This window comes from Kitasatospora sp. NPDC057595, from assembly GCF_042800875.1.
Classification (GTDB): Bacteria; Actinomycetota; Actinomycetes; order Streptomycetales; family Streptomycetaceae; genus Kitasatospora.
In genome coordinates, this window is record NZ_JBHVGL010000012.1 from 70,785 (window position 1) to 90,109 (window position 19,325).

The 19,325-nt window shown below is 76.2% G+C and carries 6 protein-coding genes; all 6 read right to left on the bottom strand.

Annotated features, from left to right (window positions below):
• Positions 1-6 precede the first annotated feature (6 nt).
• The 6 genes from ACFU9E_RS19430 to ACFU9E_RS19455 all read right to left on the bottom strand — a co-directional run bounded on the left by ACFU9E_RS19430 (position 7) and on the right by ACFU9E_RS19455 (position 19,244).
• Entirely contained in the window at positions 7-13,488 is a 13,482-nt protein-coding gene (locus ACFU9E_RS19430) for an amino acid adenylation domain-containing protein (protein WP_380715195.1), read from the bottom strand.
• Positions 13,489-13,530: 42 nt separating this feature from the next.
• On the bottom strand, positions 13,531-14,529 hold the full coding sequence (locus ACFU9E_RS19435) for a TauD/TfdA family dioxygenase (protein ID WP_380681154.1): 999 nt from the start codon (positions 14,527-14,529) through the stop codon (positions 13,531-13,533).
• Between the two features lie 8 nt (positions 14,530-14,537).
• Entirely contained in the window at positions 14,538-14,750 is a 213-nt protein-coding gene (locus ACFU9E_RS19440; protein WP_355371845.1) for an MbtH family protein, read from the bottom strand.
• A gap of 183 nt (positions 14,751-14,933) precedes the next feature.
• Positions 14,934-16,118 (bottom strand): cytochrome P450, encoded by a 1,185-nt coding sequence (locus tag ACFU9E_RS19445; RefSeq protein WP_380681149.1) that lies wholly within the window; start codon positions 16,116-16,118, stop codon positions 14,934-14,936.
• Positions 16,119-16,251: 133 nt separating this feature from the next.
• Complete coding sequence (locus ACFU9E_RS19450) at positions 16,252-17,013, bottom strand: thioesterase II family protein (RefSeq protein WP_380681146.1); 762 nt, start codon at positions 17,011-17,013, stop codon at positions 16,252-16,254.
• Positions 17,014-17,441: 428 nt separating this feature from the next.
• Positions 17,442-19,244 (bottom strand): non-ribosomal peptide synthetase, encoded by a 1,803-nt coding sequence (locus ACFU9E_RS19455; RefSeq protein ID WP_380681143.1) that lies wholly within the window; start codon positions 19,242-19,244, stop codon positions 17,442-17,444.
• Between the last annotated feature and the right edge of the window lie 81 nt (positions 19,245-19,325).

Here is a 19,325-nt window from a genome sequence, read left to right on the forward strand (position 1 = left end):
CGCGGGTCACACTCCAAGCGTGTCGGCCAGCACGGCGGCGATCCGTGCGAGGGGCTCGGGCTGGGTCAGGGCGCCGTGTGCGCAGTCGATCCGATGGGCGGTGACGGGGCCGGTGACGTACGGGGCCCAGGCGGCCTCGTAGGGCCAGTCGGCGGGCTTGTCGGCGGTGGCGCCGACAAAGACGGCCCCGCCCCGGTAGTGGCCCGGCACGTGCTCCGCCATCAGCTTGCGGTGCAGGTCGAAGACGTCGGGCAGGACGTCGGCGGCCTCGCCGAGCAGGGCGGTCAGCTCGGCCCGGCCGCGCCCGTCGGCCGGGTCGTAGCCGAGCGAGGCGAGCAGTTCGGCCAGCGTCTCGACCGGGTCGTCGGACGCCGGGGCGGTCCGCCGGGTGCCGGCGTGGTCGGCCGGGAGGCCGTCGAGCAGGGCTAGCAGGGCGACCTCCTGGCCGTCCGCCTGGAGCTGGACGGCCATCTCCTGGGCGACCACCGCGCCGAAGGACCAGCCGAGCAGGTGGTACGGGCCCTGCGGACGGACGGCGCGGATCTCCCGCAGGTAGTCCTCGGCGATCTCGGTGACCGAGGCCGGGGAGCCGCCGCGCAGGCCGCGGGCCTGGAGGCCGAACACCGGGCGCTCGGGGTCGAGGTGGCGCAGCAGGCCCGAGTAGACCCAGCTGATGCCGGCGGCGGGGTGGACGCAGAACAGCGGGGCGCCGCTGCCCTCGGCGCGCAGCGGGAGCAGCACGTCCAGGGCGTCGGAGCGCTCGCCCCCGGCGGTGTCCAGGCGGCGGGCGAGGCCGGCCACGGTGGGGGCCTCGAACAGCGCCCGCATGCCGAGGTCGGCGCCGAAGGCGGCGCGGATCCGGCCGAGCAGCTTCATGGCGAGCAGCGAGTGGCCGCCGAGGTCGAAGAAGCCGTCGTCGACGGTGACGCCGGTGACGCCGAGCACGTCGGCGAAGAGGCCGCAGAGCTGTTCCTCGCGCGGGGTGCGCGGGGCGCGGCCGGTGGGCGAGGCGGTGAGGTCGGGGGCGGGCAGGGCGCGCCGGTCGACCTTGCCGCTGCCGGTCAGCGGGAAGGCGTCGAGCCGGACGACCGCCGTCGGGACCATGTAGCCGGGCAGCGACTCGGCGACGAAGGCGCGCAGCTCGGCCGGGTCGGGCGGGGTCGTGGTGGAGCCGGGGACCACGTAGGCGACCAGGCGGGGGCCGGTGGCGCCGTTCTCGCGGGCCGTCACGGTGGCGGCCCGGACACCGGGGTGGCGGGTGAGCACGTGCTCGATCTCGCCGAGTTCGATCCGGAAGCCGCGGATCTTGACCTGGTGGTCGGTGCGGCCGAGGTAGTCGATGCCGCCGTCGCGGGTGCGCCGGACCAGGTCGCCGGTGCGGTACATGCGCTCGCCGGGCGTGAAGGGGTCGGCGACAAAGCGCTCGGCGGTCAGGGCCGCGCGGCCGAGGTAGCCGCGGGCCAGGCCCGCGCCGGCGAGGTACAGCTCGCCGGGGACGCCGGGCGGCACGGGGGCGAGGTGCTCGTCGAGCACGTAGCCGCGGGTGCCGAGCACGGTGCGGCCGAGCGAGGGGCGGTCGGTGGCGGTGAAGGGCTGGGTGAGGGCGTCAACGGTGGATTCGGTCGGGCCGTAGAGGTTGCGGGCGACGGTGCGCGGGGCTGCCTCGCGCAGCCTGGTCCACAGCGCCTGGCCGACCGCCTCGCCGCCGAGGAGCAGCAGGCGCGGGGCGGCCTCGCCGTCCAGCAGGCCCTCGGTGAGCAGCAGTTCGGTGTAACTGGGGGTGATGCCGAGAGCGTCGACGCCGGTGGTGTGCAGGTGCCGGACGAGCGCGCCGGCGTCGCGGCGCAGTTCGTCGCCGATCAGGTGCAGCTCATGGCCGGCGATCATCCAGAGCAGGCTGTCCCAGGAGGCGTCGAAGCAGAGCGAGGCGGTCAGCGCGACCCGCAGGCGGCCGTGCGGGCGCCCGGGACGGGGCTCGTCGAAGGTCTCGGCCCGGTGGTGGGCCAGCAGCGCGGCGATCGAACCGTGGGTCACCACCACGCCCTTGGGACGGCCGGTGGAGCCGGAGGTGTAGATCACGTAGGCGGCGTGAGCCGGGTCGGGAGCGGCGACGGGTGCCGAGGCCGGGCTCGGACTCGGGTTCGGGACGAGGGGCTCGTCGAAGTGCACCGGCACGGTGGTCAGACCGGCGAGCAGGTCCGGCAGCGGCCAGCCGGCGTCGGTGACGACGAGGGCGGGCGCGGCGTCGGCGAGCATGGCCGCCGTCCGGTCGGCCGGGTACTCGGCGTCCAGCGGGAGCGAGGCAGCACCGGACTTGAGGACCGCGAGCAGGGCGACCACCGTCGCGGCCGAGCGCGGCAGGGCCAGGGCGACCACCGTGTCCGCTCCGGCGCCGGCCGCGCGCAGCCGGGCGGCGAGGTGCTCGGCGCGGGCGTCCAGTTCGGCGTAGGTCAGCCGGGTGGCGCCGAAGACCAGCGCGGTCGCCTCCGGGGTGCGGGCCGTCTGCGCGGCGAAGGCGGCCGGCAGCAGTGGCATCTCGGCGGGCAACGGGTCGGCCGGGGCCAGGAGTTCGGCGCGCTCGGGCTCGGTCAGCAGCTCGGCCCGGCCGATAGGCCGACCGGGCTGCGCCGCGACGGCGGCCAGCAGCCGGCCGAAGCGGGCGGCGATCGCCTCGACGGTCTCGCGGTCGAACAGGTCGGTGGCGTAGTCGATCGCGCACTCCAGACCGGCGGGGGCGCCGTCGGCGTCGAAGGACTCCCCCATGGCGATGGAGAGGTCGAACTTGGCCGCGTACCCGCCGACCGGCTCGACGGTGGCCGGCAGCCCGGCCAGGTCGAGCGGTGCGTCGCCGGGCGCGGCCCCCGGGGTGCCGCCCTGGAGCAGCAGCATCACCTGGAAGAGCGGGTGGCGGGCCAGTGAGCGGGCCGGGTTGAGCTCCTCGACCAGGCGCTCGAACGGCACGTCCTGGTGGGCGTGGGCGTCCAGCTGGGTCTCCCGGACCCGGCCGAGGAGTTCGGCGAAGGACGGGTCGACGGGAGGGGCACCCCCGGTGGAGCGAGGGGAAGTGTCGGTGCGCAGCACCAGGGTGTTGACGAAGAAGCCGACCAGGTCGTCCAGCGCCTCGTCCGAGCGGCCGGCGACCACCGAACCGATCGGCACGTCGGTACCGGCGCCGAGCCGGGTGAGCAGCGCGGCCAGCCCGGCCTGCAGGGCCATGAACATCGTCACCCGGTGCTCGCGGGCCAACGCGACGAGGTCGCGGTGCAGTTCGGCGCCGAGCGGCAGCACGACGCGGTCGCCGCGGTGGCCGGTGTCGGCACGCCGGGGGCGGTCGACGGGCAGCGACAGCTCCTCCGGCAGGCCGTCCAGGGTCTTCCGCCAGAAGGCGAGTTGACGGGCGGCCGGGCTCTGCGGATCGGCCTCGTCGCCGAGCAGCTCGCGCTGCCAGAGCGCGTAGTCGGCGTACTGGACGGGCAGTTCGCGCCACTCGGGGGCGGTGCCGTCGCGGCGGGCGGCGTAGGCGGCGGCGAGGTCGCGCAGCAGCGGCTCCATCGACCAGCCGTCGCCGGCGATGTGGTGCAGGACGAGGACCAGCAGCTGCTCCCCAGTGCCCTCACCCGCCGGGAGGAGGTGGGCGCGGATCGGCAGGTCGGCGGCGAGGTCGAAGGGGACGGCCGCGCAGGCGGCGACCGCGGCGGCGGGGTCGGCCGGGGCCGTCGTGCGGTGGTCGAGCGGGACGCGGGCCTGCTCGGCCGGGACGATCCGCTGGTGGGGCTCGCCGTCCTGCCCGGTGATCACGGTGCGCAGGCTCTCGTGCCGGGCGACCAGGTCGCCGAGGGCGGCCTCCAGCACGGCGGGGTCGAGCGGGCCGCCGAGACGCAGGGCGAGCGGCAGGTTGTAGAGGGCGCTGGGGCCCTCCATCCGGTCGATCAGCCAGAGCCGCCGCTGGGCGAAGGACAGCGGCAGCCGCTCGGGGCGCGGGCCGGCGGTGAGGGCGAGCCGGGCCTCGGCACCGCCGTCCAGCCGCTGGGCGAGGCCGGCGACGGTCGGCGCCTCGAAGACGTCCCGGATGCCGAGTTCGGTGCCCAGCACCGAGCGGACCCGGCCGGCCAGCTTCATGGCGAGCAGCGAGTGGCCGCCGAGGGCGAAGAAGTCGTCGTCGATGGAGACCCGGTCGAGGCCGAGGACTTCGCCGAGCAGTCCGCAGAGCAGTTCCTCGCGGGCCGTGCGGGGTGCCCGGCCACCGGCGAAGAGCGTGAAGTCGGGGGCGGGCAGGGCGCGCCGGTCGACCTTGCCGCTGCCGGTCAGCGGCAGCGCCGGGAGCGGGACGACGGCGGCCGGGAGCATGTAACCGGGCAGCGTCTCGGCGGCGAACCTGCGCAGTTCCAAGGCGAGTTCGGGGCTCGGTTCGACGGCGGTGGCGCAGTGGGCGACCAGTCGGCGGTCTCCGTCGGCGCTCTCGTGCAGGGTGACCACGGCCTGCCGGACGGCCTCGTGGCGGGCCAGTACCTGCTCGATCTCGCCGAGTTCGATCCGGAAGCCGCGGACCTTGACCTGGTGGTCGGTGCGGCCGAGGTAGTCGATGCCGCCGTCACGGGTGCGCCGGACCAGGTCGCCGGTGCGGTACATGCGCTCGCCGGGCGTGAAGGGGTCGGCGACGAAGCGCTCGGCGGTCAGCGCCGGGCGGCCGAGGTAGCCGCGGGCCAGGCTGTGGCCGGCGAGGTACAGCTCGCCGGGGACGCCGGCCGGGACCGGGGTCAGGTGCTCGTCGAGCACATAGGCGCGGGTGCCGAGCACGGTGTGGCCCATCGAGGGGCGCTCGGAGCCGGCGTACGACTGGAGCAGGGTGTCGACGGTGGCCTCGGTGGGGCCGTAGAGGTTGTGGCCGGTGGTGTGCGGGGCGGCCTCGCGCAGCCTGGTCCACAGCGCCCGGCCGATCGGCTCGCCGCCGAGCAGGACCACCCTGGGCGCCGTTCCCGCGCGGGATGCGTCGTCCAACAGGCCTTCGGCGATGAGCTGTTCGGCGTAGCTGGGGGTGAGGTTGAGGGCGTCGATGCCGGTGCCGCGCAGGTGCCGGACGAGGGCGGCCGGGTCGCGGCGCAACTCGTCGCCGATCAGGTGGAGTTCATGGCCGGCGACCATCCAGAGCAGACTGTTCCAGGAGGCGTCGAAGCAGAGCGAGGCGGTCAGCGCGGCGCGCAGCCGGCCGTGGACGCGCTCGGGCTCGCCGAAGGTCTCCGCCCGGTGGGCGGCCAGTAGGCCGGCGATCGAACCGTGGCTCACCAGCACGCCCTTGGGGCGGCCGGTGGAGCCGGAGGTGTAGATCACGTAGGCGGCGTGGGCCGGGTCGATCCGAACGGCCGGTGCCTCGGCGGGCAGCCCGGCCCAGGCGGCGGGCTCGGCGGGCAGCACGGTCAGGCCGTCCAGCACCTCGGGCAGCGGCCAGCCGGCGGTGCTGAGCACGGCGGCCGGTCGGGCGTCGGCCAGCATGTGGGCGGTGCGCTCCAGCGGGTACTCGGCGTCCAGCGGCAGGAAGGCGGCGCCGGCCTTGAGCACGGCGAGCTGGGAGACCACCGTCTCCACCGAGCGGGGCAGCGCGAGCGCGACCACCGACTCGGGGCCGATGCCGGCGGCCAGCAGGCCGTGGGCGAGCCGGTTGGCGCGGGCGTCCAGTTCGGCGTAGCTGAGCCGCAGCTCGCCGTGGACCAGGGCGGTGAGCTCCGGGCCGGCCGCGACCCGCTCGGCGAAAGCGGCCGGGACGAGCGGCAGGTTCTCGGGCAACGGGCGGTGGCCGCTCAGGAGTTGGTCGCGCTCGTGCCGGTCCAGCAGGTCCGCCCGGCCGATCGGCTCGTCCGGCCGCGCCACCACGGCGGCCAGCAGGCGGCCGAAGCGGACGGCGATCGCCTGCGCGGTCTCCCGGTCGAACAGGTCGGTGGCGTAGTCGAGCGCGCAGTCCATGCCGGCGGGCGCGCCGTCGGGGCCGAGGAACTCCTCCAGGGTGACGTTCAGGTCGAACTTGGCGACCCCGGTGTCCGAGGGCAGCGCCTCGACGCCCAGGCCGGGCAGCGTCAACTCGCCCTCGCCGTTGGACTGGAGGACCAGCGCGACCTGGAAGAGCGGGTGGCGGGCCAGTGAGCGGGCCGGGTTCAGCTCCTCGACCAGCCGCTCGAACGGCACGTCCTGGTGGGCGTAGGCGCCGAGGCCGGTCTCCCGCACCCGGCCCAGGAGTTCGGCGAAGGAGGGGTCGCCCGAGGTGTCGGTGCGCAGTACCAGGGTGTTGACGAAGAAGCCGACCAGGTCGTCCAGCGCCTCGTCCGAGCGGCCGGCGACCACCGAACCGATCGGCACGTCGGTACCGGCGCCGAGCCGGGTGAGCAGCGCGGCCAACGCGGCCTGGCAGGTCATGAAGAGGGTGACCCGGTGCTCGCGGGAGAGCGCGACCAGCGAGCGGTGCAGCTCGGCGTCGATCGGCAGGGCGACGCGCTCGCCACGGTGGCCCGCCCGGGCGCCGCGCGGGCGGTCGGCGGGCAGCGCGATCTCCTCCGGGAGGTCGGCCAGGGTGTCGCGCCAGTAGCCGAGTTGGCGGGAGAGCAGGCTCTGCGGGTCGGCCTCGTCGCCGAGCAGCTCGCGCTGCCAGAGCGCGTAATCGGCGTACTGGACGGCGAGCGGGGCGCGCACCGGCCGCTCGCCGCCGAGGCGCAGGGTGTAGGCCTCGGCGAGGTCGCGCAGCAGCGGGCCCATCGACCAGCCGTCGCCGGCGATGTGGTGCAGCGCGAGGACCAGGACGTGCTCGTGCTCGGCGACCCGGAGCAAGGTGGCCCGCACCGGCGGCTCGGCGGCCAGGTCGAACGGGCGGCGGGCCGCGCGGTCGACCTCGTCCTCGACGGACTCCGGCGCACAGTCGAGGAGTTCGACCGGGACGGCGGCCTCGGCGAGGATGTGCTGGTAGGGCTCGCCGTCGTGCTCGGCGATGACGGTGCGCAGGCTCTCGTGCCGGGCGGCGAGGTCGGCCAGCGCGGCGGCGAGCGCGGCCTGGTCGAGTTCACCGGTCAGGCGCAGCGCGAGCGGCATGTTGTAGAGGGCGCTGGGCCCCTCCATCCGGTCGATCAGCCAGAGCCGCCGCTGGGCGAAGGAGAGCGGCAGCCGCTCGGGGCGGCGGGCCGCGACGAGGGCGGGCCGGGCCGCGGCGCCGTCCAGGCGTTCGGCGAGGCCGGCGACGGTCGGCGCCTCGAAGACGTCCCGGATGCCGAGTTCGGCGCCGAGGGTGGCGCGGACCCGGCTGAGCAGCCTGGTGGCGAGCAGCGAGTGGCCGCCGAGGGCGAAGAAGTCGTCGTCGACGGTGACGGCGCCGGTCAGGCCGAGGACATCGGCGAACAGGCCGCAGAGGATCTCCTCGCGGGGTGAACGGGGGGCCCGGCCGCCGGTGCTCGCGGTGAAGTCGGGGGCGGGCAGGGCGGCCCGGTCGAGCTTGCCGTTGACGTTGAGCGGCAGCGCCTCCAGGGTCACGAAGGCGGCCGGGACCATGTAGTCGGGCAGCGCGGCGGCCGCGTGGGCGCGCAGCTCGGCCGGGTCGGCGTCGGGGTCGGTGGCCAGGTAGGCGACCAGCCGGGTGCCGGCCGTGTCGTCCCGGTGCGGCAGCACGGCGGCCTGCCGCACGGCGGGGTGGGCGGCCAGGACGGCCTCGATCTCGCCGGGTTCGATCCGGAAGCCGCGCACCTTGACCTGGTGGTCGGTGCGGCCGAGGAACTCCACCGAGCCGTCGGGGCGGCGGCGGGCGAGGTCGCCGGTGCGGTACATCCGGGCACCGTCCGCGGACGGGTCGGCGACGAAGCGCTCGGCGGTCAGCGCCGGGCGGCCGAGGTAGCCGCGGGCCAGGCCGGCGCCGCTCAGGTACAGCTCCCCGGGGACCCCGGCGGGCACCGGGCGCAGCCGCGCGTCCAGCAGGTGGGCGCGCAGGTTGGGCAGCGGGCGGCCGATCAGCGGGCGGGGCACGGTGCCGTCGAGGCGGTGGTACAGGGCGTCGACGGTGCACTCGGTGGGTCCGTACATGTTGAGCACGACGGTGCCGGGCGCGGCGTCCAGCGCGGTCCACAGCTGCTGGCCGAGGGCCTCGCCGCCGACCATCAGCAGGGCGGGCGGGCAGGTGTCGAGCAGGCCCTCCTCGATCAGCCGCTCGGCGTGGCCGGGGGTGACGTCGAGCACGTCGGCACCGGTGCGGGCGAGGTGGTGCACCAGCGCGGCGGTGTCGCGGCGCAGTTCGTCGCCGACGAGGTGGAGCTGATGGCCGGCGACCATCCAGAGGAGGGACTCCAGGGCCGTGTCGAACGACAGCGAGCCGGTCTGGGCGAAGGTGAACCGCCGGCCGGGGTGGGCCTGTTCGGCGGCGGCGACGGTGCCGGTGCGGTGGAAGGCGAGCAGGTTGGCGAGGCCGCCGTGGCGGACCACGACGCCCTTGGGGCGGCCGGTGGACCCGGAGGTGTAGATGACGTAGGCGGCGTTGTCGGGGCCGAGCCGGACGTCCGGCCGCTCGGCGGGCAGCTCGGCCCAGACCTCGGCGTCGGCGGGCAGCACGGTCAGGCCGGCCAGCACCTCGGGCAGCGGCCAGGCGTCCGTGCTGAGCACCGCGGCCGGGCGGGCGTCGGCGAGCATGTGGGCGAGCCGGTCCCGCGGGTACTCGGCGTCCAGCGGCAGGAACGCCGCTCCGGCCTTCAGCACGGCCAGCAGGGCGACGACCGACTCGGCCGAGCGGGGCAGCGCGAGCGCCACCAGCGATTCGGGGCCGACCCCGGCGCCGGCCAGTCCCCGCGCCAGGCGGTTGGCGCGGGCGTCCAGTTCGGCGTAGCTCAGCCGGACGTCGCCGCAGACCAGGGCGGTGGCCCCGGGGGTGGCGGCGGCCTGCGCGGCGAAGGCGGCCGGGACGAGCTCGTCGCCGCCGGGGCGGGCGGTGTCGTGCCAGCGGGCGAGCGCCGCGTGGCCCGCCGCGCCGAGCACGTCCAGCTCGGCGACCGGGCGGTGCGGCTGCTCGGCGGCCTGGCCGAGCAGGTGGACCAGGGCGGCGGCGAGCCGTTCGGCGGTGGCGCGGTCGAACAGGTCGACGGCGAACTCCAGGCCGCCGGAGAGCCCGGCCGGGCTGCCGTCCGGGTGGTGGCGCTCGGACAGGTTGAGGGTGAGGTCGAAGGCGGTGGTGGGCAGGCCGAGCGGCTCGTAGGCGGCGCGGGTGCCGGGGAAGGCGGGGCCGCCGCCGGCGGTGTTGTCGAAGGCGATCATCACCTGGAACAGCGGGTGGCGGGCCAGCGAGCGGGCCGGGTTCAGCTCCTCGACCAGCCGCTCGAACGGCACGTCCTGGTGGGCGTAGGCGGCCAGGTCGGCCTCCCGGACCCGGCCCAGCAGCTCGGCGAAGGTGGGCGCGCCGCTCAGGTCGGTGCGCAGCACCAGGGTGTTGGCGAAGAAGCCGACCAGCTCGTCCAGGGCGGTGTCCAGGCGGCCGGCCAGCGGGGTGCCGATCGGCAGGTCGTCGCCGGCGCCGAAGCGGTGCAGCAGGGCGGCGTAGGCGGCCTGGAGCACCATGAACAGGGTGGCGCCGTGCTCGGCGGCCAGGGCGGCGAGCCGGGCGTGCAGGGCGGCGTCGAGTTCCAGCTCGACGACGTCGCCGCGGTGGGTGGGCACCGGCGGGCGCGGGCGGTCCAGCGGCAGCGGCAGCTCGTCGGGCAGGCCGGCCAGGGCCTCGCGCCAGTGGGCGAGCTGGCCGGCGAGCAGCGAGTGCGGGTCGCCGTCCGCGCCGAGCAGCCGGTACTGCCAGAGGGTGTAGTCGGCGTACTGGACCGGCAGCGGCGGCCAGGACGGCGCGGTGCCGGTGAGCCGGGCGGTGTACGCCTCGGCGAGGTCGCGGAACAGCGGGCGCAGCGACCAGCCGTCGCTGGCGATGTGGTGCATCACCAGGGTGAGGACGTGCTCCCGCGGGCCCTCGGGGCGCAGGTAGGCGTGCAGCGGGACGTCCGTCGCCAGGTCGAAGGTGTGGTGGACGAGGTCCTGCGCGGGGCGGTCGGTGACGGTGAGCAGCGGCGCGGGCGGCGCGGCGAGCACCCGCTGGTGGGGCACGCCGTCGTGTTCGGTGAAGACGGTGCGCAGGGCTTCGTGGCGGGCGGCGACGTCGCCGAGGGCGTGCTCCAGGGCGGCGGTGTCCAGCGGGCCGGTCAACCGAAGCGCGAGGGTGACGTTGTAGGTGGCGCCGGGCCCCTCGGCCTTGCCGAGGAACCAGAGGCGGCGCTGGGCGAAGGAGAGCGGCAGGTGCTCGGGGCGCGGCTCGGGGCGCAGCGCGGGGCGGGCCGGGGCGCCGGCGATCCGGGCGGCGAGCGCGGCGACGGTCGGGGCCTGGAAGAGGTCGCCGATGGCGAGTTCCGCGCCCAGCTCGGCGCGCACCCGGCCGACCAGGCGGGTGGCGAGCAGGGAGTGGCCGCCGAGGGCGAAGAAGTCGTCGTCGATGGTGAGGCCGTCGAGGCCGAGGATCTCGCCGAACAGCGCGCACAGGGCCCGCTCGCGCTCGTCGCGCGGGGCGCGGCCGTCGGCGTCGGCGCCGAGGTCGGGGGCGGGCAGGGCGCGGCGGTCGACCTTGCCGTTGGCGTTCAGCGGCAGCGCGGGCAGCACCACGACGGCGGACGGCACCATGTAGCCGGGCAGCGTTTCGGCGGCGAACCGCTTGAGTTCGGCGGCGAGTTCGGGGCCGGCGGCGGGGTCGAGGACGGCGCAGTAGCCGACCAGCCGGGTGTCGCCGGGGCGGTCCTCGCGCGGGACGACGATGACCTGGCGAACGGCGGGGTGGCGGGAGAGCACGGCCTCGATCTCGCCGAGCTCGATCCGGAAGCCGCGCAGCTTGACCTGGCCGTCGATCCGGCCGAGGAACTCGATCGCGCCGTCGGCCCGGCGGCGCACCAGGTCGCCGGTGCGGTACATCCGGCCGCCCTTGTCGTACGGGTCGGCGACGAAGCGCTCGGCGGTCAGCGCGGCCCGGCGCCAGTAGCCGCGGGCCAGGCCCGCCCCGGCGATGTACAGCTCGCCGGGGACCCCGGGCGGCACCGGCTGGAGGCGGGCGTCCAGGACGTGGGCGCGCATGTTGTCCAGCGGCAGGCCGATCGGCGCCCGGGCGCCGTCCAGGTCGGCGGGCAGCAGGGGGTGGTGGGTGGCGAAGGTGGTGGCCTCGGTGGGCCCGTAGACGTGGGCGAGCAGCAGGTCGGGGCAGTGGTCCAGGACCCGGCGCATCAGGGTGCCGGACGCCGCCTCGCCGCCGGTGCAGACCGTGCGCAGGGCGCGGAAGGTCTCCGGGGCCTGCTCGGCGACCAGGTCGAACAGGGCCTTGGTGAGGAAGACCGCGCTGACGCCGTGCCGGACGGCGAGGGCGTGCAGGGCGTCGGCGTCCAGGCTGCCGGGCGGCGCGACGACGACCGTGCCGCCGTGCAGCAGCGGCGCCCACAGCTCGTAGGTGGCGGCGTCGAAGGCGTGCGGGGAGTGCAGCAGGATCCGCCCGTGCCGGCCGTCGCGCCAGCGGCGGTCGTCGGCGAGGTCGACGACGTCGCGGTGGCGCACCGCGACGCCCTTGGGGGTGCCGGTCGAGCCGGAGGTGAACATCACGTAGGCCAGCCGGTCCGGGTGGACGGGCGGCGCGGGGTCGTGGCCGGGCGCGTCGGCCTCGTCGCCGGGGCGCACGACGGTGGCGGTGTGCGCGAAGCCGGGCTCGGCACGGTCGGTGAGCAGGACGGGCGCGCCGGTGTCGGCGAGCAGCGCCGTCATCCGCTCGGGCGGCAGACTGGCGTGCATCGGCACGTAGCAGCCGCCGGCCTTGAGCACGGCGAGCGTGGCGACCACCAGGTCCACCGAGCGCTCCATCAGCAGGGCGACCGGGGACTCCGGGCCGACGCCCACGCCGATCAGGTGATGGGCGAGCCGGTTGGCGCGGGCGTCGAGCTCGGCGTAGGAGACCTCGCCGCCGTCGTGGGCGAGGGCGACCGCGTCCGGGGTGCGGGCCGCCTGGGCCGCGAACAGGGCGGGCAGCGAGCCGGTGCGGACGGGCGCGGCGGTGGCGTTCCACTCCTCGGCGAGGCGGGCGCGCTCCTCGGGGGCGAGGATGTCCAGGGTGCCGATCGGGGCCAGCGGGTCGGCGGCCGCGGCGGCGAGCAGCCGGCCGAAGCGCTCGAACAGGGCGACGACGGTGGCGCGGTCGTAGAGGTCGGCCGCGTACTCGACCGAGCCCTCCAGGCCGGCCGGGGCGCCGTCGGGGCCGCGGCGTTCGGTGACGCCGATGTTGAGGTCGAACTTGGCGACCCGCAGGCCGAGCGGCTCGGGCGCCGACTCGACACCGGGCAGGCCGAGTTCGCCCTCCTCGTGGTTCTGCAGCACCAGCAGGGTCTGGAACAGCGGGTGGCGGCCGAGCACCCGGGCCGGGTTGACCTCCTCGACCAGCCGCTCGAACGGCACGTCCTGGTGGGCGAAGGCGTCCAGCTGGGACTCCCGGACGCGGCCCAGGAGTTCGCTGAAGGACGGGTCGACGGGAGGGCCGTCCCCGGTGGAGCGAGGGGAAGTGTCGGTGCGCAGCACCAGGGTGTTGACGAAGAAGCCGACCAGGTCGCTCAGCGCCTCGTCCGAGCGGCCGGCCACACCGGTGCCGAGCGGGATGTCGGTACCGGCGCCGAGCCGGGTGAACAGCGCGGCCAGGCCGGCCTGGAGGACGGCGAACAGGGTGGCGCGGTGGCCGCGGGCCAGCTCGGCCAGCGCGGCGTGCAGCTCGGGCGCGAAGGTGAACGGGACGGCGTCCGCGGCGCCGGTCGGCACCGGCGGGCGGGGGCGGTCCGTCGGCAGCTCCAGCTCCTCCGGCAGGCCGGACAGCACTCCTCTCCAGTGGTCGAGCTGACGGCTCATCAGGCTGTAGGGGTCGGACTCGTCGCCGAGCAGCTCGCGCTGCCACAGCGCGTAGTCGGCGTACTGGACCGGCAGCGGCTCCCACAGCGGCTCGGTGGCCGCGAGCCGGGCGGTGTAGCCGGCGGCGAGGTCGCGCAGCAGCGGGCCGAGCGACCAGCCGTCGCCGGCGATGTGGTGCAGCACCACGAGCAGCACGTGCTCGGGGGCCGGACCGTCGGACGGGGTGAGCGAGAAGACCGTGACCCGGATGGGGAGTTCGGCGCCCAGGTCGAAGGTGTGGGCGGCTTCCGCGTCCCGCAGGGCCGGGTAGTCGGCCGGTGCGCACTCCACCGTCGCGAAGGCGATCTCCGCCTCCGCCGACGGCAGGATGTGCTGCACCGGCACGCCCTCCCCGTCCACCGGGAACACCGTGCGCAGGGCCTCGTGCCGGGCGACCACGTCCGCCGTCGCGGCGCGCAGCGCGGCGGTGTCGAGCGGGCCGCGCAGGCGGACCGCGAACGGCAGGTTGTAGAGCGCGGTCGGCCCTTCGATCTGGTCGATCAGCCACAGACGCTGTTGTGCGTACGAAACCGGGATCACGGTGCTTCCTCTGCTCACGTCACGGGCGGGTGGAGGGCGCCGTCACGCGGCGACGGCGGTGGTCGGCAGGACCGAGGGGCGGCAGTCGAGGACGTCGACCGGGCGGCCCATCGCGACGGCGATCTTCCGGTCGCCGCGGTACGGGTCGCGGCCGTGCGCGCAGAGCACGTTGTCGACCAGCATCACGTCGCCGACCTGCCAGGTCTCGCGCACGGTCGCGGCCTCGTAGGCGGCGTTCAGCGCGTCGACGTCCTCGCGGGTGAGCGGCTCGCCGTCCCCGAAACCGGTGTTGAACGGCAGGCCGTCCGGGCCGAACTCCTCGACCATGGCCTCCCGGATGTCCGGGTCCAGCGACCACTCGCTCCAGAAGGCCAGGTGGTTGAACCAGGCCTCCTCCCCGGTGTGCGGGTGGTGGATGGTGGCCGGGCGCAGCTGGCTGGTGCGCAGGTTGCCGTCGGCCGTCCACTCCCAGGAGATGCCGTTCTCCCGGCAGTAGCGCTCGACCTCGGCACGGTCCTCGGTGGCGAAGGCGGTCCGCCAGCCGAGCGAGACGTAGTCCGAGTAGCTGCGGTCCAGCGTCCAGCCGGAGGTCCGGCCGCGCTCGGCCAGGTGCGGCGGCAGGGCGGCGAGGACCTTGCGGACGTCCGCCGTCGGGGTGGCGCCGCCCGTCTCCGGGGCGATCAGGCAGGCGAACAGCAGCCGGCCGGGGAAGGTCAGCGTGTAGCTGTTCTCGTTGTGCATCCGGATCGGCAGCGCGGGCGGCAGGTCGGTGGACGAGAAGACGCCGTTGCCGAAGTCGCTGCGCGGGGTGGCCTTCTCGCGGTACGGGGTGGGCTCGGGGATCAGCACGTCGCGCACGGCGGCGACGTCCTCGGTGGCGGCGACCGGCAGGCCGCGCAGGAAGATCGTGCCGTGCTCGTGCAGCGCGGCGGTCAGCTCGGCCTCGTGCGCGCGCAGCCAGGCGGTGCCCTCGGCGAGGTCGGCGACGGCCGGCAGGTGGGCGAGGGCCGGACGGCCGGGGTTCAGCTCCCAGGTGACCATGGCGGCGCTCACCGGCCGTCGAGGCTTGCGACCAGCGAGGCCGGGCGGATGTCGGTCCAGTTGGCCTCGATCCAGTCCAGGCACTCCTGGCGGGGGGCCTCGCCGTGGACGGTGGTCCAGCCGGCCGGCACGTCGATCCAGACCGGCCAGAGCGAGTGCTGGTTCTCGTCGTTGACCAGGACGAGGTAGCCGGCGTTGTCGTCCTCGAACGGGTTGCTCACGGTGGTCTCCTCGGTGAGGTGTGGTGGTCGTGGTGCGGTGATTCGAAGGTAGGGGCGCGGCGGGCCCGGAAGCGGCACGAGGCCCGGCAGGAGAGCGGCAGTTACGGGACTGCCGTCCTCCTGCGCGGGCCTCGATGCAGGGGGTCGAACGTGGTGGTGTCTGCCGGGGCTGCGGCAGGGACCTCAGCGCGGGGTGAGCCGGACCGGGAAACGGTCCAGGCCGAAGTTGATGATCGAGCGGTTGTACTCCGCCGGACCGGCCGGCTCGATCGCCGACGCCTTCTCCAGCGCCGCCGTGAACAGCGCGCTCAACTCGGTCTTCGCCAGCGGCGCGCCGATGCAGTAGTGGGCGCCCAGGCCCAGCGCCAGGTGCTTGTTGGGCGAGCGGTCCAGCCGGATCTCCTCGGGCGCCTCGAAGGCCTCCGGGTCGCGGTTGGCCGACCACACCCAGACCGCGACCCGGTCGCCGCGGCGGATCTGCCGCCCGGCCAGCTCGATGTCCCGGGTGGCGGTGCGCAGCGTGTGCAGCCCGACCGAGGTCCAGCGCAGCAGCTCGTCGACGGCGGAGTCCATGGACACCTCGCCGCGCTGCAACCGCCGCCACAGATCGGGGCGGTTGACCAGGGTGTGCAGCCCCATCGCGGCGGTGTGGCGGACCGTCTGGACACCGCCGACCACGATGTTGTCCAGGTTGAGCACGACGTCCTCGACCGGCAGCAGCCGGCCCTTCACCTTGTAGGTGGCCATCATCGAGATGAGGTCGTCGCGCGGGTCGCTGCGGCGCAGCATCACCTGGTGCATCAGGTAGGGGATCAACTGCTGGTGCCCGGCCCGGCGTTCCTCCGGGGTGGCGCCGAGGAACGCCACGTCGCAGACCCGGACCATCATGTCGCGGTCCTTCTCGGGGACGTCCAGCAGGTCGCACATGACGGCCAGCGGCAGCGCGGAGACCACGTCGACGAGGTCCGCCTCGCCCTGCTCGACGGCCCGGTCGAAGAGCTCGGCGGCCCGGTCGGCGATCGAGCGGGAGGCGCCGCGCACCCCGCCCTTGGAGAAGAACGGGTTCGCGGGGGCCCGCAGTTCACGGTGCCGGGGCGGGTCGGTCAGGGCCATCATCCGGCCCGAGCCGACCGGGACGTTGCCGACGCCCGCGCCGAGCAGCGAGCCGGACTCCGAGCTGAACACGGCCGCGTTGCGCAGCACCTCGGCCGACTCCCGGTAGGTCATCACCGACCAGATCGGCCCGTCGTCGACGGTGTCGGTGCGGTGCACGGGCGCCGTGGCGCGCAGCTCGGCGACCAGCTCCGGGGTGTCGGGGCGGGCCCAGAGCGCGGGGTCGGTGAGGTCGACGGAAGTGGTGGTCACCATGACGGCTGCTCCTCGGTGGTGGTGGGGTCGGCCGGGCGGCGGCCGTTCGGGAGGGACGTGGGGCGGGAACTGGGGAGGGGGATCGGGCGGGAGATCGGGAGGGGGATCGGGAGGGGACCCGCGCAGGCGGCGGTCACCACAACGGCCTCGGCCCGGCGGCCAGGAGGGAGGCCAGGAGATCGACCGGGCCGGGGCGGTCGACGGTGGCGAGCAGGTGCCCGCCGGGCAGGACCCGGTGGCCGAAGGCGCCCCCGGTGTGGGCGGCCCAGCCGGTGAGGCCGGTGGTGGCGAGCATCGGATCGTCCGCGCCGGCCAGCGCGTACAGCGCGGAGCCGATCGGTGCGTGCGGCCGGTAGTGGTAGGTGGCGCTGACCGCGAGGTCGGTGCGGATGCCGCCGAGGGCGAGCTCGACCAGCTCCGGATCGGCCCGGACCAGCTCCTCCAGGCCGGTCAGGCGCAGGAGTTCGGCGGCGTCGAGGTCCTTGGACTCGCGTTCGGTCCACTCGGCCGGGCTGGGCGCCCCGGCCACCACCACCAGCTCGGGGCGGCGGTCGGCGGGCAGTGCCCGGGCCACCTCGTAGGCGAGCAGGGCGCCGAAGCTCTGCCCGTAGAAGGCCGTCCGGCGACCGGGCCCGAGGTGCGGGTCGAGGGCCCCGGCGACGGCCTCGACCAGGGCGGCGAAGTCGGCGGGCATCGGATCGCGGCTCCGGCCACCGCGCGCCGGCGGGCGCAGCGCCCAGACCTCGGCGGCGGGTGCGAGGGCCCGGGCCAGCGGGGTGAAGGCGGTGGCGTCCCCGCCGGCGTGCGGAAAGCAGAACAGCCTTACGGGGGTGGTGGGTTGGGGTGCGGGGAGGAGGAACCAGTCCCCCTCGGTACGGGGCCGCGTGGCGGGCACGGCCCGGCCACGTGCCGGGGCCGGCCGGTACGGTACGGCACCGGCGGCCGGCCGCGGCCGGGGCGTGATCGGCGGTCTGGCCGCGACGGGCGGATCCGGAACCCCGCCGCCCCCGGCCGGGACCGCGACGGAGGCGACCGGGGCCGGCGCCGCGGCCGGCACGGAGCCGACCGGGCCCCGCACCGAGGCCGCTGCCGTCAGCGGCCCACTGTCGGGCGGGCCCGGGTCCGCGCCGACGGCCGAGCGCGGCCTGGCGGTGATCGGTGGCCGTACCGCGGCGGAGGGACGCGCCGCCGGGGCGGCCGGAGTGGAGCCGGTACGGGCCGGCACCGGGGCGGCCCCCGCGAGCGGCCGGTGGTCGGGCGGGGCGACGGCCGGGCGGGGCGTCGTCGGGCGGGGCGTCGTCGGGCGGGAGGCCGGGCCGGTGCTCATCGGACGGCCGGGCGGCGGGCGGTGAGGGTGGGGCGGGCGGGGGCCGGCGCGGCGGTGGTGGCGTGCTGGACGGCGGCGGTGAAGGCGGCCAGGTCGGCGGCGTCCAGCAGGTGGCGCAGCTGGAGTTCGACGTTGAGCTTGCGGCGCAGCAGGTGGACGACGCGCAGCGCGGCGAGCGAGTGGCCGCCGAGGGTGAGGAAGTCGTCGGTCGGCAGCACCTCGGGGACGCCGAGCACCGTGCGCCACACCTCGGCGACCTGCTCCGCCACTCCCCCGCCGGTGCTCTCCACCACCGGCTCGGCGGCGGGCGCGGGCAGGGCGCGGTGGTCGACCTTGCCGTTCGGGGTGAGCGGCAGCGCGTCCAGCACGGTCAGGGTGCCCGGCACCAGGTGCGTCGGCAGGGTCGCGCGCAGGGCGGTGAGCAGGGCGGCGGGGTCGGCCGACGGGCCGGTGACGTAGGCGGCGAGGCGGGTGTCCCCGGGCGCGGGCTCGTGCACGGTGACGGCGGCGGCGGTGACGCCGTCCAGCGCCGCCACCGCGTGCTCGACCTCGCCGAGCTCGATCCGGAAGCCGCGCAGCTTGACCTGCCGGTCCACCCGGCCGACGTACTCCAGCAACCCCTCGGCGGAGCGGCGGGCCTGGTCGCCGGTGCGGTACATCCGGGCGCCCGCGCCGGACGGGTCCGCGACGAAGCGTCCGGCGGTCAGCCCCGGCCGCCCGGCGTAGCCGTGCGCCAGGCCGGGCCCGCCGAGGTACAGCTCACCGACCGCGCCGGGCTCGGTGACCGGCAGCAGCCGCTCGTCCAGCAGGTGCACCCGGACGCCGGGCAGCGGCTCGCCCAGGTGCGGGCCGGGGCCGGCGATCCGGGCGGCGATCGCGTCGACGGTGCACTCTGTGGGCCCGTACAGGTTGAACGCCTCGACGCCGCCGTCGGCCAGCTCGCGCCAGGTGCGCTCGGGGACGGGCTCGCCGCCCATGAACAGGCGCGGAACGGCCACGTCGCCGCCGAGCAGCGGCTCGCGCAGCAGCTGCCAGTGGGACGGGGTCAGATCGAGGTCGGTGACGGCGTGCTCGGCGAGCAGCGCGGCCAGCCGGGCCGGGTCGGCGCGCCGGGCGTCGTCGACGACGACCAGGGTGTCGCCCCGGCAGATCCGGATCCACTGCTGGACGGAGGCGTCGAAGGAGACGCTGGCGTTCCAGGCGACGACGGACGGCCCGGGCCGGTAGGCGCCGATCCCCTCCAGGCCGTCGGCGAGGTCGGCGACGGCGCCGTGCGGCACCTCGACGCCCTTGGGGCGGCCGGTGGAGCCGGAGGTGTAGATGACGTAGGCGGGGTCCAGCGGGTGCGGGGCGTCCAGCGCGACGGCGGGTGCCTCGGCGTCCGGGCGCAGCACCGCCACCCCGGCCGGGACCGGCGGCGCCGGGTCGGCGCTGACCACGGCGGTGAGCCGGGCGTCGGCGGCCATGAAGGCGATCCGCTCGGCCGGGTAGGCCGGGTCCAGCGGGACGTACGCGGCACCGGCCCGCCAGACGGCGAGCAGCGCGACCGGCAGGTCGAGGGTGCGGGCGAGGTGAACGCCGACCCGGTCGCCGCGCCGGACGCCGCCGGCGCGCAGGGCGGCGGCCAGGGCGGCGGTGCGGCGGTCCAGGCCGGCGAAGTCGAGGCTGCCGTCGGCGGCGTGCACGGCGGGGCGCCCGGGGTGGGCGGCGACGGCGGCGCGCAGCCGGCTCAGCAGGTCGGCGGGAGCGGTGGAGACGGTGGACGGGGCGACGGTGGCCGGCTCCGCGAACGTGGTCATGGCGGGGTACTCCTCGGTGAAGGACGGAACGAAGGGGAACGGCGGTGCTCGAAGTCGGGGGGTGGGAGGCGCGGCCGGGCC